Source organism: Polaromonas sp. JS666 (assembly GCF_900103405.1).
Classification (GTDB): domain Bacteria; phylum Pseudomonadota; class Gammaproteobacteria; order Burkholderiales; family Burkholderiaceae_C; genus Polaromonas.
Genome location: NZ_FNHX01000005.1, coordinates 153902 through 173851 on the forward strand (window position 1 = coordinate 153902; position 19950 = coordinate 173851).

At 64.2% G+C, this 19950-nt stretch carries 28 protein-coding genes; 26 read left to right on the forward strand and 2 right to left on the reverse strand.

All coding sequences use genetic code 11. The features are described 5' to 3' along the window. Positions 1-119 precede the first annotated feature (119 nt). The 25 genes from mlaD (at position 120) to tatC (ending at position 16361) form a co-directional block, all read left to right on the forward strand. Entirely contained in the window at positions 120-626 is a 507-nt protein-coding gene (gene mlaD / locus BLQ85_RS14210; RefSeq protein ID WP_074577905.1) for an outer membrane lipid asymmetry maintenance protein MlaD, read from the forward strand. Positions 627-640: 14 nt separating this feature from the next. Next, a complete protein-coding gene (locus BLQ85_RS14215) occupies positions 641-1384 on the forward strand; it encodes an MlaA family lipoprotein (protein ID WP_254806445.1) in 744 nt (247 codons plus the stop codon). A 203-nt stretch (positions 1385-1587) separates the two neighbouring features. Continuing rightward, on the forward strand, positions 1588-2232 hold the full coding sequence (locus tag BLQ85_RS14220) for an MlaC/ttg2D family ABC transporter substrate-binding protein (RefSeq protein WP_074577907.1): 645 nt from the start codon (positions 1588-1590) through the stop codon (positions 2230-2232). A 12-nt stretch (positions 2233-2244) separates the two neighbouring features. Continuing rightward, a complete protein-coding gene (locus tag BLQ85_RS14225; RefSeq protein ID WP_074577908.1) occupies positions 2245-2517 on the forward strand; it encodes an STAS domain-containing protein in 273 nt (90 codons plus the stop codon). A gap of 69 nt (positions 2518-2586) precedes the next feature. Next, complete coding sequence (locus BLQ85_RS14230) at positions 2587-3552, forward strand: ABC transporter ATP-binding protein (RefSeq protein ID WP_074577909.1); 966 nt, start codon at positions 2587-2589, stop codon at positions 3550-3552. Next, a complete protein-coding gene (locus BLQ85_RS14235; protein ID WP_074577910.1) occupies positions 3549-4304 on the forward strand; it encodes an ABC transporter permease in 756 nt (251 codons plus the stop codon). The genes BLQ85_RS14230 and BLQ85_RS14235 overlap by 4 nt, the downstream gene beginning before the upstream one ends. A 2-nt stretch (positions 4305-4306) precedes the next feature. Then, positions 4307-4561: a BolA family protein gene (locus BLQ85_RS14240; protein WP_007868148.1), complete on the forward strand. Its 255-nt coding sequence runs from the start codon at positions 4307-4309 to the stop codon at positions 4559-4561. Between the two features lie 7 nt (positions 4562-4568). After that, positions 4569-5837 carry a UDP-N-acetylglucosamine 1-carboxyvinyltransferase gene (murA, locus tag BLQ85_RS14245; protein WP_074577911.1) on the forward strand — a complete coding sequence of 423 codons (1269 nt, stop codon included), beginning with the start codon at positions 4569-4571 and terminating at the stop codon, positions 5835-5837. Beyond that, complete coding sequence (gene hisG / locus BLQ85_RS14250) at positions 5834-6484, forward strand: ATP phosphoribosyltransferase (RefSeq protein ID WP_074577912.1); 651 nt, start codon at positions 5834-5836, stop codon at positions 6482-6484. Before murA ends, hisG begins: the two co-directional genes overlap by 4 nt. A gap of 3 nt (positions 6485-6487) precedes the next feature. After that, positions 6488-7804 (forward strand): histidinol dehydrogenase, encoded by a 1317-nt coding sequence (gene hisD, locus BLQ85_RS14255; RefSeq protein WP_074577913.1) that lies wholly within the window; start codon positions 6488-6490, stop codon positions 7802-7804. A gap of 54 nt (positions 7805-7858) precedes the next feature. After that, positions 7859-8092, forward strand: a complete 234-nt coding sequence (locus BLQ85_RS14260) for a CopG family transcriptional regulator (protein ID WP_074577914.1) — start codon at positions 7859-7861, stop codon at positions 8090-8092. Continuing rightward, the gene (locus tag BLQ85_RS14265; protein WP_074577915.1) at positions 8089-8547 is read left to right on the forward strand and encodes a PIN domain-containing protein; all 459 of its coding nucleotides are present in this window, start codon (positions 8089-8091) and stop codon (positions 8545-8547) included. The genes BLQ85_RS14260 and BLQ85_RS14265 overlap by 4 nt, the downstream gene beginning before the upstream one ends. Then, complete coding sequence (gene hisC / locus BLQ85_RS14270) at positions 8544-9638, forward strand: histidinol-phosphate transaminase (protein ID WP_074577916.1); 1095 nt, start codon at positions 8544-8546, stop codon at positions 9636-9638. The genes BLQ85_RS14265 and hisC overlap by 4 nt, the downstream gene beginning before the upstream one ends. Next, positions 9635-10252, forward strand: a complete 618-nt coding sequence (gene hisB / locus BLQ85_RS14275) for an imidazoleglycerol-phosphate dehydratase HisB (protein WP_074577917.1) — start codon at positions 9635-9637, stop codon at positions 10250-10252. The genes hisC and hisB overlap by 4 nt, the downstream gene beginning before the upstream one ends. A gap of 112 nt (positions 10253-10364) precedes the next feature. After that, positions 10365-11054 carry an imidazole glycerol phosphate synthase subunit HisH gene (gene hisH / locus BLQ85_RS14280; protein ID WP_371327287.1) on the forward strand — a complete coding sequence of 230 codons (690 nt, stop codon included), beginning with the start codon at positions 10365-10367 and terminating at the stop codon, positions 11052-11054. Positions 11055-11153: 99 nt separating this feature from the next. After that, positions 11154-11894 (forward strand): 1-(5-phosphoribosyl)-5-[(5-phosphoribosylamino)methylideneamino]imidazole-4-carboxamide isomerase, encoded by a 741-nt coding sequence (hisA, locus tag BLQ85_RS14285; RefSeq protein ID WP_007868120.1) that lies wholly within the window; start codon positions 11154-11156, stop codon positions 11892-11894. Beyond that, positions 11887-12078 carry a hypothetical protein gene (locus tag BLQ85_RS14290; protein ID WP_074577918.1) on the forward strand — a complete coding sequence of 64 codons (192 nt, stop codon included), beginning with the start codon at positions 11887-11889 and terminating at the stop codon, positions 12076-12078. The genes hisA and BLQ85_RS14290 overlap by 8 nt, the downstream gene beginning before the upstream one ends. Positions 12079-12080: 2 nt before the next feature. Beyond that, entirely contained in the window at positions 12081-12860 is a 780-nt protein-coding gene (hisF, locus tag BLQ85_RS14295; RefSeq protein ID WP_074577919.1) for an imidazole glycerol phosphate synthase subunit HisF, read from the forward strand. Positions 12861-13014: 154 nt separating this feature from the next. Then, positions 13015-13431 (forward strand): phosphoribosyl-AMP cyclohydrolase, encoded by a 417-nt coding sequence (gene hisI / locus BLQ85_RS14300; protein ID WP_074577920.1) that lies wholly within the window; start codon positions 13015-13017, stop codon positions 13429-13431. Next, positions 13418-13813, forward strand: coding sequence for a phosphoribosyl-ATP diphosphatase (locus BLQ85_RS14305; protein ID WP_074577921.1), 396 nt, complete (start codon positions 13418-13420; stop codon positions 13811-13813). Before hisI ends, BLQ85_RS14305 begins: the two co-directional genes overlap by 14 nt. Before the next feature lie 56 nt (positions 13814-13869). Continuing rightward, on the forward strand, positions 13870-14220 hold the full coding sequence (locus BLQ85_RS14310; protein WP_074577922.1) for a DUF4870 family protein: 351 nt from the start codon (positions 13870-13872) through the stop codon (positions 14218-14220). A gap of 20 nt (positions 14221-14240) precedes the next feature. Continuing rightward, entirely contained in the window at positions 14241-14600 is a 360-nt protein-coding gene (locus BLQ85_RS14315) for a histidine triad nucleotide-binding protein (RefSeq protein WP_074577923.1), read from the forward strand. Positions 14601-14770: 170 nt separating this feature from the next. Next, on the forward strand, positions 14771-15010 hold the full coding sequence (tatA, locus tag BLQ85_RS14320) for a Sec-independent protein translocase subunit TatA (RefSeq protein WP_074577924.1): 240 nt from the start codon (positions 14771-14773) through the stop codon (positions 15008-15010). Between the two features lie 15 nt (positions 15011-15025). After that, positions 15026-15493: a Sec-independent protein translocase protein TatB gene (tatB, locus tag BLQ85_RS14325; RefSeq protein WP_074577925.1), complete on the forward strand. Its 468-nt coding sequence runs from the start codon at positions 15026-15028 to the stop codon at positions 15491-15493. A gap of 67 nt (positions 15494-15560) precedes the next feature. Further along, positions 15561-16361, forward strand: a complete 801-nt coding sequence (tatC, locus tag BLQ85_RS14330; RefSeq protein WP_074577926.1) for a twin-arginine translocase subunit TatC — start codon at positions 15561-15563, stop codon at positions 16359-16361. 10 nt (positions 16362-16371) lie between these two features. Here the strand turns inward: tatC and BLQ85_RS14335 are convergent, their stop codons facing one another. Next, positions 16372-17529, reverse strand: coding sequence for a S1C family serine protease (locus BLQ85_RS14335; RefSeq protein ID WP_074577927.1), 1158 nt, complete (start codon positions 17527-17529; stop codon positions 16372-16374). A 135-nt stretch (positions 17530-17664) separates the two neighbouring features. On the opposite strand from BLQ85_RS14335, the gene BLQ85_RS14340 reads away from it, so the two are divergent. Continuing rightward, the gene (locus BLQ85_RS14340) at positions 17665-18426 is read left to right on the forward strand and encodes a Nif3-like dinuclear metal center hexameric protein (protein WP_074577928.1); all 762 of its coding nucleotides are present in this window, start codon (positions 17665-17667) and stop codon (positions 18424-18426) included. A 30-nt stretch (positions 18427-18456) separates the two neighbouring features. Here BLQ85_RS14340 and BLQ85_RS14345 read toward each other — a convergent pair whose 3' ends face one another. Further along, positions 18457-19806 (reverse strand): GGDEF domain-containing protein, encoded by a 1350-nt coding sequence (locus tag BLQ85_RS14345; protein WP_139200990.1) that lies wholly within the window; start codon positions 19804-19806, stop codon positions 18457-18459. Between the last annotated feature and the right edge of the window lie 144 nt (positions 19807-19950).

Genomic DNA, 19950 nt, shown 5'->3' on the forward strand with positions numbered 1-19950 from the left:
AACCGCCTTCAAACATTTTTAATTTGTCCATGAGAAAATCCGCCATTCCAGTGTCTGCCTTGAAGGGATGGCGCAAGGCCCAAGCTAAGGCCGCCTTGCCGGGCCACTGAAAGAAAACAATGCAACGCTCCAAAAATGATCTCTGGGTTGGCCTGTTTGTCCTGATCGGGGGCCTGGCCATCCTGTTCCTGGCGCTGAAGTCCGCCAACCTTCTCTCACTGAACTTCGACACTTCTTACAAGATCACGGCGAAATTTGACAATATTGGCGGTCTGAAGCCGCGCGCCGCTGTCAAAAGCGCGGGTGTGGTCGTGGGGCGGGTTGAAAACATCACTTTCGACGACAAGTCCTACCAGGCCAGCGTGAGCCTGGCCATGGAAAGCCGTTATGTGTTTCCCAAGGACAGCTCGCTGAAGATCTTGACCAGCGGCCTGCTCGGTGAGCAGTACATCGGCGTGGAAGCCGGCGGGGACGAGAAAAATTTCGCCGCGGGGGATGTGACCAAAAACACGCAGTCCGCCGTGGTGCTTGAAAACCTGATCAGCCAGTTTTTATACAGTAAAGCGGCGGACAGCAGTTCCGGATCAGGGTCTGCGCCGCCACCAGCGACGACACAAAAAAAATGATGAATAACAACACAATGAAAAAATCAACAGGGTGGGCCGGCGCCGTTCTCGCAGTGGCGCTGCTTCAGGGATGCGCAACCGGCCCGGGCGCCAATCCGTCCGATCCGCTGGAGCCGTTTAACCGGGCCATGTTCGGCTTCAACGAGGGCCTGGACCGCACCGTCCTCAAACCCGTGGCCACCGCCTACCGCGACGTCACGCCCCAGCCCGTGCGCACTGGCGTCACCAGCTTCTTCGGCAACATTTCCGACGTCTGGTCCATGGTCAACAACCTGCTGCAGGGCAAGGGCGAAGCCGCCGCCGACAGCTTGTTCCGCGTTACCACCAACACCCTCTGGGGCCTGGGCGGCATTTTTGACGTGGCCAGTGAAATGAAAATCCCGAAACACTCGGAAGACTTCGGCCAGACCCTGGGTGTCTGGGGCGTGGGCTCGGGTCCTTACCTGGTGCTGCCTGTGCTGGGCCCTTCCTCGGTGCGCGACACCGCCGGCCTGGTGGTGGATTACCAGCTGGACGCGGTCAGCCAGGCCAAGAACGTCCGTGTCCGCAACACCTTGACGACGCTGCGCGCGGTCAATGTGCGCGCCAACCTGCTGGGCGCCGGCGATGTGCTGGACCAGGCGGCGCTGGACAAATACAGCTTTACCCGCGATATCTACCAGCAGCGCCGCAACAGCCTGATCGGCAACGCGCCCGTGGAAAAGGAAGAACGCTTTGACCTGCCCGAAGGCGCGCAGCCTGCGCCGGCAGCCAAGTAAGCAGTTGAAACAGGCTTTTACAGGGGGCATACCCGGTCTTGTGAGAGCCCGGTAGTGCCAATATTTACAAGACTGCCGAATAACTTCATCCCCAGTCCGGAAACCATCCCGCAAAATACCCTCGAAACACCGGTTTTCAGCGCGCCATGCATCAGCCCGATGCCCTCGGCACTGAGTCCCATGTTTCGATACGAAGGAGCATCATGAAACGCAGAACCCTTGGCCACTTGTTGACCGCCACCCTCAGCCTCGCCTTGCTGGGCGCCGCGCCTTTTGTGCGCGCCGCCGACGAGGCCCCCGACGCCCTGATCAAACGCGTGTCGGCCGAAGTGCTGGACAACATCAAGACCGACAAGGCGGTAAAAGCCGGCGACCTGACCAAAGTGCTGTCCCTGGTCGACAGCAAGATCATGCCCAACGTGAACTTCACGCGCATGACGGCCGCCGCAGTGGGCCGCAACTGGCGCCAGGCCACGCCCGAGCAGCAAAAGAAGCTGCAGGAAGAATTCAAGATTTTGTTGATCCGCACCTATTCCGGCGCGTTGGCGCAGGTCAGCGACCAGACCGTCAGCGTCAAGCCGCTGCGCGCGGAAGCCGCCGACACCGAAGTGGTGGTGCGCACTGAAGTCCTGGGCCGGGGCGACCCCGTCCAGCTCGACTACCGCATGGAAAAAACCCCCACGGGCTGGAAGATCTATGACCTCAACGTGCTGGGCGTGTGGCTGGTGGAAACCTACCGCACCCAGTTTGCCCAGGAAATCAGCACCAAGGGTGTGGACGGCCTGATCGCCTCGCTGGTGCAGCGCAACCAGTCCAACAGCGGCTCGGTTGCCAAGAAGTCTTCCTGAGCGGATCCATCGGTGCTCACGCTTCCCCCCGTCCTCACGCATGCCGAGGCCGCAGGTTTTGCGCTCGGCCTGAAGCAGGCCGTGTTGTCCCAGCCCGCCGGGGTGGTGGCGGACGCCGGCGCGCTCAAGGAGTTTGACTCCTCCGCTCTGGCCGTGCTGCTGGAGTGCCGGCGCGAAGCGCTGGCCGCCGGCAAGGAGTTTGCCGTGGCGGGCTTGCCGCCCCGCCTGCGCCAGCTGGCGGGCCTGTACGGCGTGGCGGAACTGATTCCGGCCGCCGCGGCCTGAGCCGCCGCCACGGGGCATTCCGCGGCCCGGCCCGGCCAAAACGGCATCCGCCCTTAAAATGGCGGGCTCATGCCAGCGATCTCATTTCAGTCCGTCTCCAAAACCTACTCCTCCGCGCGAAATCAAACGGGTCCGGTCGTCAAGGCGCTTGACGACGTCAGTTTCGATATCCGGCAGGGCGAATTTTTTGGCCTGCTGGGCCCCAACGGCGCTGGAAAAACCTCCCTCATCAGCATTCTGGCCGGCCTCTCGCGCGCCAGCAGCGGCACCGTCAAGGTCCACGGCAGCGACGTGCTGGCCGACTACGCCAGCGCCCGCCGAAAACTCGGCGTGGTGCCGCAGGAACTGGTGTTCGACCCCTTTTTCTCGGTGCGCGAGGCGCTGCGCATCCAGTCCGGCTATTTCGGCATCAAGCGCAACGACGACTGGATAGACGAACTGCTGGTCAGCCTGGGCCTGGCCGATAAGGCCAACGCCAACATGCGCCAGCTCTCCGGGGGCATGAAGCGCCGCGTTCTGGTGGCGCAGGCCCTGGTGCACAAGCCGCAGGTCATCGTGCTGGACGAGCCCACCGCAGGCGTCGACGTGGAGCTGCGCCAGACCCTCTGGCAGTTCATCGCCAAGCTCAACAAGCAGGGCAGCACCGTGCTGCTGACCACGCATTACCTCGAAGAAGCCGAAGCCCTGTGCAGCCGCATCGCCATGCTCAAGCAAGGGCGGGTGGTGGCGCTGGCGCAGACTTCCGAGCTGCTCAAGGCGGCCTCTTCCAACGTGCTGCGCTTCAAGATCGACAGCGAACTGCCCACGCACCTGGCCGTGCAGGCCCGCATCACCGGCCGCATCGTGCAGTTCCCGGCGCACAACGCCCACGAGATCGAGCAGTACCTGGCGGCGATCCGCGAGGCGGGCCTGGTGGCCGAGGACGTTGAAATCCGCAAGGCCGACCTCGAAGACGTCTTCCTCGACGTCATGAACAAAAAGCCTGCCGGCGATACCCCGGCTGTGGCGGTAGATCTCGCGAAAGTAGCAACATGACAGGCTGGCAAACCCTTTTGTACAAGGAAACCCTGCGTTTCTGGAAGGTAGGCTTCCAGACCGTGGGCGCGCCGGTGTTGACCGCCGTGCTCTACATGCTGATCTTCGGCCACGTGCTGCAGGACCAGGTCAAGGTGTACGACCAGGTCAGCTACACCGCCTTCCTGGTGCCCGGCCTGGTGATGATGAGCGTGCTGCAGAACGCTTTTGCCAACAGCTCCTCTTCGCTGATCCAGAGCAAGATCATGGGCAGCCTGGTGTTTGTGCTGCTGACTCCGCTGTCGCACTGGCACTGGTTTTTCGCCTACGTGGGCTCCTCGGTCGCGCGCGGCCTGCTGGTCGGTGTGGGCGTGTTCGCCGTCACCGTGTTTTTCGGCCAGCCGGCTTTTGTGGCGCCGCTGTGGATCGTGCTGTTCGCGGTGCTGGGCGCCGCCATGCTGGGCGCCCTGGGTGTGATCGCCGGGCTGTGGTCCGAGAAGTTCGACCAGATGGCGGCCTTCCAGAACTTCGTCATCATGCCCATGACTTTCCTGAGCGGCGTGTTTTACTCCATCCACTCGCTGCCGCCCTTCTGGCAGAAGGTCAGCCACCTGAATCCCTTCTTTTACATGATCGACGGTTTTCGTTACGGCTTTTTCGGCGTCAGCGACGTCTCCCCTTGGCTGAGCCTGGGCATTGTCGCGACGGCCTTGCTGGCCGTCAGTGCCGTGGCCGTCAACCTGCTGCGCACCGGCTACAAAATAAGACACTAGACATGACCAGCGAAGAACTGCAATCCATCATCGCCGCGGGCCTGCCCTGCGAGCACATCGAGCTGTCGGGCGACGGCCGGCACTGGTATGCCACCGTGGTGTCCAGCGCCTTTGAGGGCCAGCGCCTGATCCAGCGCCACCAGAAGGTCTACGCCACGCTGGGCGGCCGCATGCAGACCGACGAGGTGCATGCGCTGTCGATGAAAACCTACACGCCCACCGAATGGGCCAATACCAACAACGGCAACGCGAACTGAAAAGAACATGGACAAATTACTCATCAAGGGCGGCAAGCCGCTGGCCGGCACGGTCGAAATTTCCGGTGCCAAGAATGCCGCGCTGCCCGAGCTTTGTGCCGCGCTGCTGACGGCCGACGAGGTGACGCTGCGCAACGTGCCGCGCCTGCAGGACGTGGCCACCATGCTCAAGCTGATCCGCAACATGGGCGTGGAAGCCGAGCGCGGCGACGACGGCACGGTGCGCATCAATGCCGGGCCGCTGAGCTCGCCCGAGGCGCCCTACGAGCTGGTCAAGACCATGCGCGCCTCGGTGCTGGCCCTGGGCCCGCTGCTGGCGCGCTTCGGCGAAGCCACAGTGTCGCTGCCGGGCGGCTGCGCCATCGGTTCGCGCCCGGTGGACCAGCATATCAAGGGCCTGCAGGCCATGGGCGCCGAGATCGTGGTCGAGCACGGCTACATGATTGCCAAGCTGCCGGCCGGTCAGAAGCGGCTCAGGGGCGCCAGTATCACCACCGACATGGTGACCGTCACCGGCACCGAAAACTTCCTGATGGCCGCCAGCCTGGCCGAAGGCGAGACCATCCTGGAAAACGCCGCGCAGGAGCCCGAGATCGGCGACCTGGCCGAAATGCTCATCAAGATGGGCGCGAAGATTGAAGGCCACGGCACGCGCCGCATTCGCATCCAGGGCGTGGACCGCCTGCACGGCTGCACCCACCAGGTGGTGGCCGACCGCATAGAGACCGGCACCTTTTTGTGCGCGGTCGCCGCCGCCGGCGGCGACGTGGTGCTTAATCACGGCCGGGCCGACCACCTCGACGCCGTGATCGACAAGCTGCGCGAAGCCGGCGCCACCGTGACGGCGGGCGAGGGCTTTATCCGCATCCAGGCCAGCGGCCGCATGAAGGCGCAATCCTTTCGCACCACCGAGTACCCCGGCTTCCCCACCGACATGCAGGCCCAGTTCATGGCGCTCAATGCCATCGCGCAGGGCGGCAGCACGGTGACCGAGACGATTTTTGAGAACCGCTTCATGCACGTCAACGAGATGGTGCGCCTGGGCGCCAAGATCCAGATCGAGGGCAAGGTCGCGGTGATGGAGGGCGTTGAAAAGCTTTCCGGCGCCACCGTCATGGCCACCGATTTGCGCGCCTCCGCCAGCCTGGTGATCGCCGGCCTGGTGGCCGAAGGCGAAACCCTGGTGGACCGCATCTACCACCTGGACCGCGGCTACGACCAGATGGAAGCCAAGCTCCGCGGAATCGGCGCCGATATTGAACGGGTGAAAGCATGATCACGCTCGCACTTTCCAAAGGCCGCATCTTCGACGACATCCTGCCGCTGCTCAAAAGCGCCGGCATCGAGGTGCTGGACGACCCCGAAAAATCCCGCAAGCTGATCCTGGACACCAACCAGCCCGGCGTGCGCGTGGTGCTGGTGCGCGCCACCGATGTGCCCACCTATGTGCAGTACGGCGGCGCCGACCTCGGCGTGGTCGGCAAGGACACCTTGCTCGAATCCGGCAGCCAGGGCCTGTACCAGCCGCTCGATTTGCAGATCGCCAAATGCCGCATCAGCGTGGCCGTGCGCGAAGGCTTTGACTACGCCGCGGCCGTGCGCCAGGGCTCGCGCCTGAAGGTCGCCACCAAGTACGTGGCGATCGCGCGCGATTTCTTCGCCACCAAGGGTGTGCACGTCGACCTGATCAAGCTCTACGGCAGCATGGAACTGGCGCCGCTGACAGGCCTGGCCGACGCCATCGTCGACCTGGTGTCCACCGGCAGCACGCTCAGGGCCAACCACCTGGTCGAGGTAGAGCGCATCATGGACATCAGCTCGCACCTGGTGGTGAACCAGACCGCGCTCAAGCTCAAGCAGGCGCCGATACGCCAATTGATAGATGCCCTTTCGGCCGCCACGGCCTCCTCGCGAAAATCCTGAGCCATGAAACTGACCGCCGCGCCCGCCCGCCTATCCACGGTTTCCGCCACGTTTGAGGCCGAATTCAAGGCGCGCCTGCATTGGTCCGCCGACACCGACGCGGCCATCGAGCAGCGCGTGGCCGACATCCTGGCCGATGTGCAGCAGCGTGGCGATGCGGCGGTGCTCGAATACACCGCGCGCTTTGACGGGCTCGACGTTGCCGGCATGGGCGAGCTGGAGCTCACGCAGGCCGAGCTGAAGGCCGCGTTTGACACCATTCCGGCTGCCCAGCGCAGCGCGCTCGAAGCCGCCGCGCGCCGCGTGCGCAGCTACCACGAGGCCCAGAAGAAGGCCAGCGGCGAAAGCTGGAGCTACCGCGACGAGGACGGCACCCTGCTGGGCCAGAAGGTCACGCCGCTGGACCGCGTCGGCATCTATGTGCCCGGCGGCAAGGCGGCCTACCCGTCGTCGGTGCTGATGAACGCCATCCCCGCCCACGTGGCCGGTGTCGGCGAAATCATCATGGTCGTACCCACGCCCAAAGGCGAAAAAAACGCCCTGGTGCTGGCCGCCGCCTATGTGGCCGGCGTCACCCGCGCCTTCACCATCGGCGGCGCGCAGGCCGTGGCCGCGCTGGCCTACGGCACGCAGACCGTGCCCAAGGTCGACAAGATCACCGGCCCCGGCAATGCCTACGTCGCCAGCGCCAAGAAGCGCGTTTTCGGCACGGTGGGCATAGACATGATCGCCGGCCCCTCGGAAATTCTGGTGCTGGCCGACGGCAGCACGCCGGCCGACTGGGTCGCCATGGACTTGTTCAGCCAGGCCGAGCACGACGAACTCGCGCAAAGCATCTTGCTGTGCCCCGACGCGGCCTACATCGATGAAGTGCAGGCCGCGATTGACCGCCTGCTGCCCGAAATGCCGCGCGCCGAGATCATCGCCAAATCCCTCACCGGCCGCGGCGCGCTGATCCACACGCGCAGCATGGAAGAGGCCTGCGAGATCAGCAACCGCATCGCGCCCGAACACCTGGAAGTCTCCAGCCGCGACCCGCACAAGTGGGAGCCGCTGCTCAAGCACGCCGGCGCCATCTTCCTGGGTGCCTACACCAGTGAATCGCTGGGTGACTACTGCGCCGGCCCCAACCACGTGCTGCCCACCAGCGGCACGGCGCGCTTCAGCTCGCCGCTGGGCGTCTACGATTTCCAGAAACGCTCCAGCCTGATCGAGGTCAGCGAGGCCGGCGCCCAGGTGCTGGGCAAGATCGCCGCCGAACTGGCCTATGGCGAGGGCCTGCAGGCGCATGCCAGGGCGGCCGAGATGCGGCTGAAATAAGGCCTCAAATCACACGAATTTCGTGTTACACGAAATTCGTGTAAACTTCGGTCCATGAAAAATGTGACCATCACCGTGGACGATGCGGCCCTGGAATGGGCGCGCATTGAGGCGGCGCGGCGCAATACCAGCGTTTCGCGCCTGGTGGGCGAGATGCTGGCCGAGAAGATGCAGCGCACCGACGCTTACCAGCGCGCCATGCATGACTGGCAAAACAAGGACAGGCTCTGGGTCTCCAACGGGCAGCCCTATCCCACGCGCCTTGAACTGGACGAGCGCGGCGCATGAGCGAGGCATCTACCGGCGTTTTTGTGGACGCCAGCATCCTGCTGCACAGCGAAGACGGCGCCGACCGGGCCAAACAGCAGGCCGCCCTGGCCTGGCTGAGCGTGCTGTGGCGGCGCGGGCTGGGCCGCACCAGCACCCAGGTGCTCAATGAGTTCTACCTGCTGGCCACGCGCAAGATCCAGCCGCCCATGCCGGCCGGCGATGCGCGCGCCGAGGTGCGCCGCTATGAACTCTGGCAGCCCTGGCAAACCGACCACGCGACCGTCGAATCCGCCTGGGCGGTGGAAAGCCGCTACGGCCTGCACTACCGCGACAGCCTGGTCGTCGCGGCGGCCCAGCACCTGGGCTGCCGTTACCTGCTCAGCGAAGGCCTGGCGCATGAGCAGCACTACGGCGGTGTCCAGGTGATCAACCCTTTTAAAACCGGCATTGAACTGCTGGAGAACCTTCCATGACCCTGCCTGCTCCCTCTCTGGATCCCAAACTCAAAAAACTGATACGCCAGGACGTGCAGTCCATGCACGCCTACGCCATCCAGGACTCGGCCGGCATGGTGAAGCTCGACGCCATGGAGAACCCGCACCGCCTGCCCACGGCGCTGCAGGCCAAGCTGGGCCAGCGCCTGGGCGCGCTGGCGCTGAACCGCTATCCCGACGGCCGGGTCAATGAGCTGCGCCGCGCGCTGGCCGACTACGCGCGCATGCCCGAAGGCTTCGACATCATGCTGGGCAACGGCTCGGACGAGCTGATTTCGCTGCTGGCCATGGCCTGCGACGTGGAGGGCGGCTCCATCCTGGCGCCGCTGCCGGGTTTTGTGATGTACGCCATGAGCGCGCAGCTGCAGGGCCTCAAATTCATCGGCGTGCCGCTGACGGCCGACTTTGAACTCGACGAAGCCGCCATGCTGGCCGCGATCAAGGAGCACCGGCCTTCCATCATCTACCTGGCCTACCCGAACAACCCCACGGCCAACCTGTGGGACGACGCGGTGATCGAAAAAATCATCGAGGCGGCGCCCGGGCTGGTGGTGATGGATGAGGCCTACCAGCCGTTTTCAAGCAAAAGCTATATAGACCGCATCGCCAGGCACGGGCATGTGCTGCTGATGCGCACCCTGAGCAAGTTCGGCCTGGCCGGCGTGCGCCTCGGCTACATGATGGGCCCCAGGGCCTTGATTGCCGAGGTCGACAAGGTGCGCCCGCCCTACAACATCAGCGTGCTCAACTACGAGTGCGCGCTGTTCGCGCTGGAGCACCAGGCTGAATTCGCCGCCCAGGCCGGCGAACTGGTGGCCCAGCGCGCCGTGCTGATGGACGCGCTGGCCGGCATGGCGGCCAAGGGCGTCAAAGCCTGGAAAAGCGATGCCAACATGATCCTGGTGCGGGTGCCCGATGCGGCCAAAACCTTTGAGGGCATGAAATCCCACAAGGTGCTGATCAAAAACGTTTCTAAAATGCATCCATTGCTGGCCAATTGTTTGCGCCTGACGGTCGGCACCGCGGACGAGAACGCGCAAATGCTGGCGGCGCTTGAAAAATCCCTATGACTACCCCCACACCTGCTTCCACCGCGGCCAGAACGGCCGAGGTCTCGCGCAACACCGCCGAGACCCAGATCACCGTCAAGCTCAACCTCGACGGCACCGGCAAGGCCAGCCTGTCGACGGGCATAGGCTTTTTTGACCACATGCTGGACCAGATCGCCCGCCATGGCCTGATAGACCTGGACATCCAGGCCAAGGGCGACCTGCACATCGACGGCCACCACACGGTGGAAGACGTGGGCATCACGCTGGGCCAGGCCGTGGCCAAGGCCGTGGGCGACAAAAAAGGCCTGCGCCGCTACGGCCATGCCTATGTGCCGCTGGACGAAGCGCTGTCGCGCGTGGTGGTCGATTTTTCAGGCCGCCCGGGGCTGGAGATGCATGTGCCTTTCAAGAGCGGCATGATTGGCACTTTCGACAGCCAGCTGGCCTACGAATTCTTTCAGGGCTTTGTAAATCACGCCTTCGTGACCTTGCACATCGACAACCTCAAGGGTGAAAACGCCCACCACCAGGCCGAGACCGTGTTCAAGGCCTTTGCCCGCGCGTTGCGCATGGCGCTGGAGATAGATCCGCGCGCGGCGGGTGTGATCCCCTCGACCAAGGGTTCGCTCTAAGCCATCCTCCAAAAAGCCGCTGCGCCGCATTCCATGCCTCTTTTTGGCGTGGCCCCCTACAAATGGGCGCCGGCAGCCCCTAAATTCAAAGCCAACCCTTCTTGAACCCCTGATGGCAAAACCCAAAACAGTGGCCGTGGTCGACTACGGCATGGGCAACCTGCATTCCGTGTCGCAGGCCGTGCGCCATGTGGCGGCAGGCAGCGGCTTCGAGGTGATGGTCACCTCCAAAGCCGAAGACGTGATGAACGCCGAGCGCATCGTGCTGCCCGGCCAGGGCGCGATTGCCGACTGCATGCGCGAACTGGCTGATTCCGGCATGCTGGAATCGGTGCTCCACGCGGCGGCCCACAAGCCGCTGTTCGGTGTTTGCGTGGGCATGCAGATGCTGCTCACCCATAGTGTCGAAGGCATGCCCGGCGACGGCGGCGCGGGAACCAAAGGCCTGAACCTGATTCCCGGCCAGGTCGTCAAGTTCGAACTCGCCGGCCGGCTGCAGCCCGACGGCAGCCGCTACAAGGTGCCACAGATGGGCTGGAACCAGGTCTACCAAAATGGTGCGGGCACGGCGAAAGCCCACCCGGTCTGGGCCGGCGTGCCCGACGGCGCGTACTTTTATTTTGTGCACAGCTTTTATGCCCACCCGTCGGACGCACGCCACATCGCTGGCGAAGCCGACTACGGCGCGCGCTTTGCGGCGGCGATTGCACGCGATAATATTTTTGCCACCCAGTTCCACCCCGAGAAAAGCGCCGAGCACGGACTGGCCCTGTACCGCAACTTCCTGCACTGGAATCCCTAGCCGCCGGCAGCGCCTTGGGTCAGACCCGGTACCGGGACACCGGACTTTTTGTTACCCTGAGCACCCGTTTTCTTTTTTTACCGTCTTTTTTACCGCCACATGCTACTTATCCCCGCGATTGACCTGAAAGACGGTCACTGCGTTCGCCTCAAACAGGGCGACATGGATCAATCCACCATCTTCAGCGAAGACCCGGCCGCCATGGCGCGCAACTGGGTTGACAAGGGCGCGCGCCGCCTGCACCTGGTGGACTTGAACGGCGCTTTTGCGGGTAAGCCCCGCAACGAGCAGGCCATCAAGCAGATCCTGGCCGAAGTCGGCAGTGAAATCGACGTGCAGCTGGGTGGCGGCATCCGCGACCTGGACACGATAGAGCGCTACCTGGACGCCGGCCTGCGCTACGTCATCATCGGCACGGCCGCGGTGAAGAACCCCGGCTTCCTGCAGGATGCCTGCACGGCCTTCGGTGGCCACATCATCGTCGGCCTGGACGCCAAGGACGGCAAGGTCGCCACCGACGGCTGGAGCAAGATGACGGGCCACGAGGTCATAGACCTGGGCAAGAAATTCCAGGACTACGGCGTTGAATCCATCATCTACACCGACATAGGCCGCGACGGCATGCTGACCGGCATCAACATCGACGCCACTGTCAAGCTGGCCCAGGCGCTGACAATTCCCGTGATCGCCTCCGGCGGTCTCTCGAACATGGCCGACATCGAAAAACTCTGCGAAGTCGAGGAAGAGGGCGTGGAAGGCGTGATCTGCGGCCGCTCGATTTACAGCGGCGATCTTGATTTTGAGAAGGCCCAGGCCAGGGCAGATGAGTTGAATGGATAAAAAAGGTCAGAAGAAAGACCTGGGACCCTCTTGGCCATATCTTTTAGGCTTATTTTGGCTGATTGCCTGGTTTGGTGTTCTGATCCACTACTGCAATCTGCCTCCCGGTGAATACCTTGGCTTCTTCGCCTGGTTTATTCTTTCAGTGCCGGTGATTGCGTTTATAGCTTTCTTCTTTTCCTAACCATGCTCGCCAAACGAATCATTCCCTGTCTTGACGTCACCGGCGGCCGCGTGGTCAAGGGCGTCAACTTCACCCAACTGCGTGACGCAGGCGACCCCGTGGAAATCGCGGCGCGCTATAACGAGCAGGGCGCCGACGAACTCACCTTCCTCGACATCACCGCCACCAGCGATGGGCGCGACCTGATCCTGCCCATCATCGAAGCGGTGGCCTCGCAGGTCTTTATTCCGCTGACCGTGGGCGGCGGCGTGCGCACCGTTGAAGACGTGCGCCGGCTGCTCAATGCCGGGGCCGACAAGACCAGCTTCAACTCTGCCGCCATCGCCAATCCGCAGGTGATTGACGATGCCTCGGCCAAATATGGCGCGCAGTGCATCGTGGTGGCGATAGACGCCAAGCGCCGCAGCGAGGAAGACGCCAAAACCCGGGGCCCGGGCTGGGACGTCTACAGCCATGGCGGGCGCAAAAACACCGGCATGGACGCCGTGGCCTGGGCCGCCGAGATGGCGCGGCGCGGCGCCGGCGAGATTTTGCTGACCAGCATGGACCGCGACGGCACCAAGTCGGGCTTTGACCTGGCCCTGACCCGCGCGGTGAGCGACGCCGTCAGCGTGCCGGTGATCGCCTCGGGCGGTGTCGGCAACCTGGAACACCTGGCCGACGGCATTCAGACCGGCGGCGCCGACGCGGTGCTGGCCGCCAGCATCTTCCATTACGGCGAATACACGGTGCAGCAGGCCAAGCAGCATATGGCCGAACGGGGCATCCCGGTAAGGTTGTAACCCCCGTCGAATAGGCGCAACCCCCGTCGGACGCTCACTGCGTGTAGCGCCTTCCCCCTGCTGGGGCGATATCTGCGGTCCGGCAAAGCCGGTCCCGCGATATCCTTGGCCCGAACGCCTTCTTAGCCTCTCTAAATCCGGGACAATACACACAATGAACTGGTTAGATGAAGTCAGCTGGGACGACAAGGGCCTGATCCCTGTCATTGCGCAGGAAGCCTCCAGCGGCGATGTGCTCATGTTTGCCTGGATGAACCGCGAGGCGCTGCAAAAAACCGCCGAACTGGGCCAGGCGGTCTACTACAGCCGCTCGCGCGGCCGCCTCTGGCACAAGGGCGAGGAATCCGGAAACCAGCAAACAGTGCACGAAATTCGACTGGACTGCGACAACGACGTGATCCTGCTCAAGGTGACGCAGCTGGGCCACACGCCCGGCATCGCCTGCCATACGGGTCGCCACAGCTGCTTTTTCAGTGTGTATAAAGACGGCCAGTGGGTGGTGACCGAGCCGGTCCTGAAAGACCCGACAAGCATGTACAAACAGACTCCCGGCAAACATGACCACGAATGACTCCCTCCAGCGCCTGGCGCAGATCGTCGAAAGCCGCAAGGCGGCCAACGGCGGCGACCCGGACAAAAGTTATGTGGCGCGCCTGCTGCACAAGGGCCCGGACGCCTTCCTGAAAAAAATCGGCGAGGAAGCCACCGAAACCGTGATGGCCGCCAAGGACATCGATTGCGCGCTGGCCCAGGGCGGTGCAACGGCCGAGCTCAAGGGCAAGCTGGTTGGCGAGGTCGCCGACCTGTGGTTCCACAGCCTGATCGCACTGGCGCATTACGGCCTGAGCCCGGCCGACGTGATTGCCGAGCTGGAGCGCCGCGAAGGCACCAGCGGCATCGAGGAAAAAGCGCTGCGCAAGGCCCAGCACCGCGACGCGGCCGAAAAACCGTGAGCGTGCCGGCCATCGATTTCATTTTTGATTTGACTGTGACAGGAAGCTGACTCCCCATGGAAACCGATCTGGCCGAATTCGAGGGTAAAAACCCCAACGACCGTCTTGTGATGCACGTGCTGTACGGCCTGCACACGCTGGCCTGGTTCAGCGGCGGCGTGTTCGCGGTGATCGCGGTGATCGTCAACTACATACGCCGCGCCGACGAGTCCGACGCGCTCTACATCGACCACCACAACTACATGATCCGCACCTTCTGGTGGACACTGGGCTGGCTGGTGCTGCTGTCGCCGCTGTGGCTGCTGTTCGTGTTCCCGGGCTTCGTCGCCTACGGCCTCGTGTGGCTCTGGTATCTGTACCGTTGCGTGCGGGGCTGGATGCGCTTTAACAGCCACCGCCCGACTTAAGCCCTTGAACCGACCAAGCCATGACCCACTCAGACAACTGCATTTTCTGCAAGATCGCCGCGGGCGCCATTCCGAGCCGCAAGGTGTACGAGGACGACGAGTTGTTCGCCTTCCACGACATCAATCCCTGGGCACCGGTGCATTTTTTGATCATCCCCAAGGCGCACATCCCCTCGATGGCGCAGGTAGGCCCCGAACACACCGCGCTGATGGGCCGCATGATGGTGCTGGCGCCCAAGCTGGCGATGGAGCAGGGCTGCAACCCCTACCCGGCGGGCGGCTACCGCATCGTGACCAACACCGGCGCGGAAGGTGGGCAGGAAGTGCACCATTTACATTTCCACGTCATAGGCGGGCCGCGGCCCTGGTTAAAAGGCTAGCAAGGCGCTTGGGAACCCCGGGCCGGGCTGGCACACTAACCCGGTAGGCGAATGTGTGTAATCGGCGCCCCGGCGGGTACTGGCCTTTAGAATCAAGGCAATTGCGTGCAAGCCGTCCCAAAACCGGCAATAGTGCATTTACAGCTGTATTTACAGATTAGGAGCAAATCATGGGTTCATTTTCCATTTGGCACTGGCTGATCGTGCTGTTGATCGTGGTCATGGTGTTCGGCACCAAAAAGCTCAAAAACATGGGCAGCGACCTCGGCAGCGCGGTCAAAGGCTTCAAGGACGGCATGAAGGACGGCGGACAGCCTCCTGCCGACACGCCTGTGCCGCCAGCCAGCGTCACGAATGCGCAGGCTTCGGACAAGACCACCATCGACGTCGAAGCCCGCCAGAAGTCGTAATCCAGGCCAGATTCAGTGATTGACCTTGGCATTTCCAAAATGGCGCTGATAGGCGCCGTGGCGCTGATCGTCATCGGCCCGGAAAAGCTGCCGCGCGTGGCGCGCACCGTGGGCACGCTGCTGGGCAAGGCGCAGCGCTATGTGGCCGACGTCAAAAATGAGGTCAATCGCTCCATGGAGCTGGACGAACTCAAGAAGATGAAGGAAAGCGTCGAGGGCGCGGCCCGCGACGTCGAGAATTCCATCCAGACCAGCGCCAGCGATTTCGAGAAATCCTGGTCCGAGGCCACAGGCGAGTCGTCCTCTGGCGCCTTGCCGGGCATGGAAATCTTCCCCGAATACAAGCACCCGAAAAAGAAGTGGCGCCTCAAGCAGGGCGCGACGCCCCAGTGGTACAAGGCCCGTACCGGCGTGCGCACCCGCGCGCAGTCGGGGGCCGCCCGTGTGGCACGTTTCCGTCCGCAGCCGGGCCGCCTGTCTTGAGCCTTGCTGCCGATCTCCTGTTTCTTGCGCATCTTCCGGCGCCACCCATCCAGCGCAAACTTCCTTCATGAGCGATCCCAACACCGACAAGCCCGACGAACTCGCGGGCACTGAGCAGCCCTTTGTGCAGCACCTCATGGAGCTGCGCGACCGGATGATCAAGGCGGTGATCGCCATTGGGATCGCGGCGGCCGTTCTGGCTTTTTATCCGGGCGCCAGCGCCCTGTATGACCTGATGGCCGCGCCGCTGGTGGCAACCCTGCCCCAGGGCTCCAAACTGATCGCCATCAGCGTGATCACCCCCTTTGTGGTGCCGATCAAGATATTGTTCATGGCGGCCTTCATGATCGCGCTGCCGGTGGTGCTTTACCAGGTCTGGGCTTTTGTCGCGCCGGGCCTGTATTCGCACGAGAAAAAACTCGTAATGCCGCTGGTGGTCTCCAGCACCATTCTGTTTTTTGTCGGCGTGGCTTTCTGCTATTTCGTGGTGTTCGGCCAGGTGTTTCATTTCATCCAGAGCTTTGCGCCCAAGTCCATCATCGCCACGCCGGATATCGAGGAATACCTGAGTTTCGTGCTCGGCATGTTCCTGGCCTTCGGGCTGGCCTTTGAGGTGCCGATCGCGGTGATCCTGCTGGTGCGCATGGGCGTGCTCAGCGTGGCCCAGCTGCGCGAATACCGCGGCTACTTCTGGGTGGCCGCGGCTGTCGGCACCGCATTGGTGACGCCGCCCGATGCGGGTTCCATGATCATGCTGCTGGGTGTTGTCGGCGGCCTCTATGAGGTGGGCATCGTCGCCGCACAGCTGTTCGTCAAGCACACCAAAAAGCCCGAAGACGACAGCGAGGCCGAAGCGGCCAAGCCCTGAGCCCCGGCTCCTAGCGCTGCTGCGCCTTGGGCCGCTGGCGCTTGCCGGGCGTGACGGCGATCTCGGTCTGCTTGTCCTTGCGCAGCACCGTCAGCGGCGCGGGGGTGCCGGGCTTGAGGGCCGCCACGGCGGTCAGCAGCTGGCTCACATTGCGCACGCCCTTGCCGTCCACCGCGGTGATCACGTCGCCGGGTTGTATGCCGGCCTGCGCGGCCGGGCCGTTTTGCAGCACGCCGGTGATGATGACGCCGCCGTCTTTGGCCGCGGCGGGCTTGAGGCCGAAGGTTTCGGCCAGTTCAGGGTTCAAGTCCTGCGGCTCCACCCCTATCCAGCCACGCGTGACCTGGCCGTCCTTCACGATGCCTTCAAGCACCTGCTTGGCCGTGGACACCGGAATCGCAAAGCCTATGCCCATGGAGCCGCCCGAGCGCGAGTAAATCGCGGTGTTGATGCCCATCAGGTGGCCGTTCACGTCGACCAGGGCGCCGCCCGAGTTGCCGGGGTTGATGGCCGCGTCGGTCTGGATGAAGTTTTCGAAGGTGTTGATGCCCAGCTGGTTGCGCCCCAGCGCGCTCACGATGCCGCCGGTGACGGTCTGGCCCACGCCGAAGGGGTTGCCGATGGCCATCACCGGGTCGCCCACCTGCAGTGCGTCGGAATTGCCCAGCACGATGACGGGCAGCTTGTCCAGGTCGATCTTGAGAATGGCCAGGTCGGTATCGGGGTCCGTGCCTATGACCTGGGCCTTGGCCTTGCGCGTGTCGTTGAGGATGACCTCGATGTCGTCGGCGCCCTCGACCACATGGTTGTTGGTCAGGATGTAGCCGCTGGCGCTGATGATGACGCCGCTGCCCAGCCCGCCCTGCGGTTCGTTGGGGCTCTGGTCGCCGAAGAAAAACTTGAACCACGGGTCTTCGGCGTGCGGGTTCCTGGCGGCGGCCTTGCTGGTATTGATGCTGACGACGGCCGCGGAGGCCAGTTTGGCGGCCGAGGCAAAACCGCCGGCGGCGCCCGGGCTGCGCGGCGCGCTGCCCGCCGGCGCCTCGATCACGGAGACGCCGGGCGTGTTGCCGCGGTCCAGCCATTGGGGCTTGAGCGTGGCCACGACGAAGTAAGCCGCCAGCAGGACGGTGACGGCTTGGGAAAACAGGAGCCAGGTACGCTTCATGAATGAGGGAGGTCAGCAAAAAATGTCAAAAGCCGCGCGGGAGCTTGCGCCGCAAGCCCCTATTGTCCCTCAGCTCCTGCGGGTGCCCAAGGCAAGGGCTTTTACCCCGGGGCGCCCGCCTGACACAATCCCCCCATGAGCACCACACGACAGGACTTGCTGCAGGCCTTTGACGCGCTTTTGCAGCCCGCGCGCTTCAAGGATTACGGCCCCAACGGCCTGCAGGTCGAGGGCCGGCCCGAGGTTCGCAAAATCGTTTCCGGCGTCACCGCCAGCCTGGCCTTGATAGAGGCGGCGGTTGCCGCCCGGGCCGACGCGATTTTTGTGCACCACGGCCTGTTCTGGCGCGGCCAGGACGGCCGCGTCACGGGCTGGATGAAGCAGCGCCTGGCGCTGCTGCTGGCGCAGGACATCAACCTCTTTGCCTACCACCTGCCGCTGGACGCGCATCCCGAGCTGGGCAACAACGCGCAGCTGGGCTTGCAACTGGGTCTGGTTGCCGGCGCGCGCTTTGGTGAGCAGGATCTGGGCTTTGTCGGTAGCCGCGGCGACGGCGGCGGTTTCGCCGACGTAGCCGCGCTGGCGGCCCATGTGCAGCAGGTGCTGAAGCGGCCCGTGGTTCAGGCCGGGCCGTCGCAAAAACCTATCCGCAACATCGCCTGGTGCACGGGTGGTGCGCAGGGCTACTTCGAGGCGGCGATTGCCGCGGGCGCCGATGCCTTCATCACGGGTGAGATTTCCGAGCCGCAAGCCCATTACGCGCGCGAGATGGGCGTGGCCTTTATCGCCTGCGGCCACCATGCCTCCGAGCGCTACGGCGCGCCGGCGGTGGCGGGGCAGGTCGCGGCCCAACTCGGCCTGGCCCACGAATTCATCGACATCGACAACCCGGCCTGAGGCGAGCCGGGCCCGGCGGGCCGCACCGGTTCAGGCCGGCTTGTGGCGCGGCCGGCCCGAGCGGGGCGTTTTGCCGGCGCTTTTCGGGGTTTTTGGGCTTTTGGGCCGCGAGGGTGCCGCTGGCACGGCGTCGCGCAGCGCGCGCCAGCTGGAGCCCAGGTCCGCGTGCTCGACCGGCACGGCGGTGTGGCTTTCCGGGTCCAGCATTGCCGCGCGGGAGCGCATCGCGCGCGCGGCTTGCGCCACCGACTGCGCCTCATGCAGCAGTTGGTCCACGTCCTTGCTCGCGGCCGACAGGTGGACAATGCCGACGGCGATGTCGGGCGTGACCCGTATGCGCCGCCCGTCCAGCGAACGCAAGTCCAGGGGCCGGCGCAGGCTGGAGGCCACGCGCAAGCCCAGTGTGCGTATCCAGCGGGGTGAATGCATGGTTTCCAGCAGCACCATAAAACAGCGGTCGTAGTAGCGGCCGGCCGGGTTGACGGCGCCGGTGTGGCGCTGCATGCGGCGCGCCAGCTGGATGTAGAGGTCGTTGAGGCCGGCCTGGCCGATCAGCGGCAACAGGCGTTCGGGTTCGAACAGCAGCACGGCCATCAGCGCGCCGTCGCGCCGGGTGCGCTGGCGGCGCTGCTGCGCCCCTATGATTTTCCGCACCATGGCCACGCCGTCGTAGAGCTGGGTGATCGGGTCGCGGCGCGAGACCTCGCCCTGCCGCATCTGCCGGATATGGTGGTTGCGCAGCCACAGCATCGCGGCGGTGATGACCACACTGAGCAGCGCCGCCAGCGCCACGCCGGCCTGCAGCAGCAGCGGCGGCCGGCTGGTGTTCAGCGCCAGCCCGTAGAGGCCGATCTGCGCCGGCAGGGTCAGCAGGCAGCCCAGGGCCAGGCCCCAGGCCATTCTGTCGCCCAGTTGCGTGGCGCGTACCGAAAGCCACAACACAACCGACAGGTTGGCGATCGCCAGCGCGCCGGAAACCGGCAGGCGCCATTCAGGGGCAAGCAGCAGGCACAGCGGCACGCCCGCCAGGCAGACCAGGGTCATCGCCAGCAGGCTGACTTTCATCAGGTGGTCGCGCTGGTGGGCCGACAGCCATTTGCTGGCGCCGTAGCTGCCCATGGCCGCGCACAGCGGTCCGGCCAGGAATTGCGCCGTGGCCAGTTCGTCATGCGCGCCCGGCCAGACGGCGGCGGGCAAGCCGCTCAGCAGCAGCACCACCGCCCAGCACAGGGCCAGGTAGGCCAGTGTTTGCGAGGCGGCGCGCGTGCGGCTGTAAAAGGCGTCGGCCAGGGCCAGCAGGATCACCAGGCCCAGCGCGCCGGCGGCCGCGCTCCACAGCATCATGTCCGCGTCGGGCATCAGGGGGTGCAGGCTATTCATGGCCGGCTCAGCGCTGCGCAAGGACCTGCCGGCCGCCACGCTGTGGTTTGCGCCAAAATACCCCAAGAATGCATCTGCCCGAACCCCTCGTATTTTTTGGCCTGTCGCGGTCTCGTGCCGAGCGCGGGCCTACCCATTTTTTTG

What these genes read in the sequence shown, in the direction of transcription:
- BLQ85_RS14335 (WP_074577927.1), bottom strand. Translation starts at nt 17,529, where the DNA reads ATGAAGCGTACCTGGCTCCTGTTTTCCCAAGCCGTCACCGTCCTGCTG.
- hisB (WP_074577917.1), top strand. Translation starts at nt 9,635, where the DNA reads ATGACTACCCCCACACCTGCTTCCACCGCGGCCAGAACGGCCGAGGTC.
- hisH (WP_371327287.1), top strand. Translation starts at nt 10,365, where the DNA reads ATGGCAAAACCCAAAACAGTGGCCGTGGTCGACTACGGCATGGGCAAC.
- hisI (WP_074577920.1), top strand. Translation starts at nt 13,015, where the DNA reads ATGAACTGGTTAGATGAAGTCAGCTGGGACGACAAGGGCCTGATCCCT.
- BLQ85_RS14345 (WP_139200990.1), bottom strand. Translation starts at nt 19,806, where the DNA reads ATGAATAGCCTGCACCCCCTGATGCCCGACGCGGACATGATGCTGTGG.
- BLQ85_RS14235 (WP_074577910.1), top strand. Translation starts at nt 3,549, where the DNA reads ATGACAGGCTGGCAAACCCTTTTGTACAAGGAAACCCTGCGTTTCTGG.
- BLQ85_RS14220 (WP_074577907.1), top strand. Translation starts at nt 1,588, where the DNA reads ATGAAACGCAGAACCCTTGGCCACTTGTTGACCGCCACCCTCAGCCTC.
- hisF (WP_074577919.1), top strand. Translation starts at nt 12,081, where the DNA reads ATGCTCGCCAAACGAATCATTCCCTGTCTTGACGTCACCGGCGGCCGC.
- hisD (WP_074577913.1), top strand. Translation starts at nt 6,488, where the DNA reads ATGAAACTGACCGCCGCGCCCGCCCGCCTATCCACGGTTTCCGCCACG.
- BLQ85_RS14310 (WP_074577922.1), top strand. Translation starts at nt 13,870, where the DNA reads ATGGAAACCGATCTGGCCGAATTCGAGGGTAAAAACCCCAACGACCGT.
- BLQ85_RS14260 (WP_074577914.1), top strand. Translation starts at nt 7,859, where the DNA reads ATGAAAAATGTGACCATCACCGTGGACGATGCGGCCCTGGAATGGGCG.
- BLQ85_RS14215 (WP_254806445.1), top strand. Translation starts at nt 641, where the DNA reads ATGAAAAAATCAACAGGGTGGGCCGGCGCCGTTCTCGCAGTGGCGCTG.
- tatC (WP_074577926.1), top strand. Translation starts at nt 15,561, where the DNA reads ATGAGCGATCCCAACACCGACAAGCCCGACGAACTCGCGGGCACTGAG.
- BLQ85_RS14265 (WP_074577915.1), top strand. Translation starts at nt 8,089, where the DNA reads ATGAGCGAGGCATCTACCGGCGTTTTTGTGGACGCCAGCATCCTGCTG.
- hisG (WP_074577912.1), top strand. Translation starts at nt 5,834, where the DNA reads ATGATCACGCTCGCACTTTCCAAAGGCCGCATCTTCGACGACATCCTG.
- BLQ85_RS14230 (WP_074577909.1), top strand. Translation starts at nt 2,587, where the DNA reads ATGCCAGCGATCTCATTTCAGTCCGTCTCCAAAACCTACTCCTCCGCG.
- BLQ85_RS14240 (WP_007868148.1), top strand. Translation starts at nt 4,307, where the DNA reads ATGACCAGCGAAGAACTGCAATCCATCATCGCCGCGGGCCTGCCCTGC.
- mlaD (WP_074577905.1), top strand. Translation starts at nt 120, where the DNA reads ATGCAACGCTCCAAAAATGATCTCTGGGTTGGCCTGTTTGTCCTGATC.
- murA (WP_074577911.1), top strand. Translation starts at nt 4,569, where the DNA reads ATGGACAAATTACTCATCAAGGGCGGCAAGCCGCTGGCCGGCACGGTC.
- BLQ85_RS14340 (WP_074577928.1), top strand. Translation starts at nt 17,665, where the DNA reads ATGAGCACCACACGACAGGACTTGCTGCAGGCCTTTGACGCGCTTTTG.
- BLQ85_RS14290 (WP_074577918.1), top strand. Translation starts at nt 11,887, where the DNA reads ATGGATAAAAAAGGTCAGAAGAAAGACCTGGGACCCTCTTGGCCATAT.
- tatA (WP_074577924.1), top strand. Translation starts at nt 14,771, where the DNA reads ATGGGTTCATTTTCCATTTGGCACTGGCTGATCGTGCTGTTGATCGTG.
- BLQ85_RS14305 (WP_074577921.1), top strand. Translation starts at nt 13,418, where the DNA reads ATGACCACGAATGACTCCCTCCAGCGCCTGGCGCAGATCGTCGAAAGC.
- hisC (WP_074577916.1), top strand. Translation starts at nt 8,544, where the DNA reads ATGACCCTGCCTGCTCCCTCTCTGGATCCCAAACTCAAAAAACTGATA.
- BLQ85_RS14315 (WP_074577923.1), top strand. Translation starts at nt 14,241, where the DNA reads ATGACCCACTCAGACAACTGCATTTTCTGCAAGATCGCCGCGGGCGCC.
- hisA (WP_007868120.1), top strand. Translation starts at nt 11,154, where the DNA reads ATGCTACTTATCCCCGCGATTGACCTGAAAGACGGTCACTGCGTTCGC.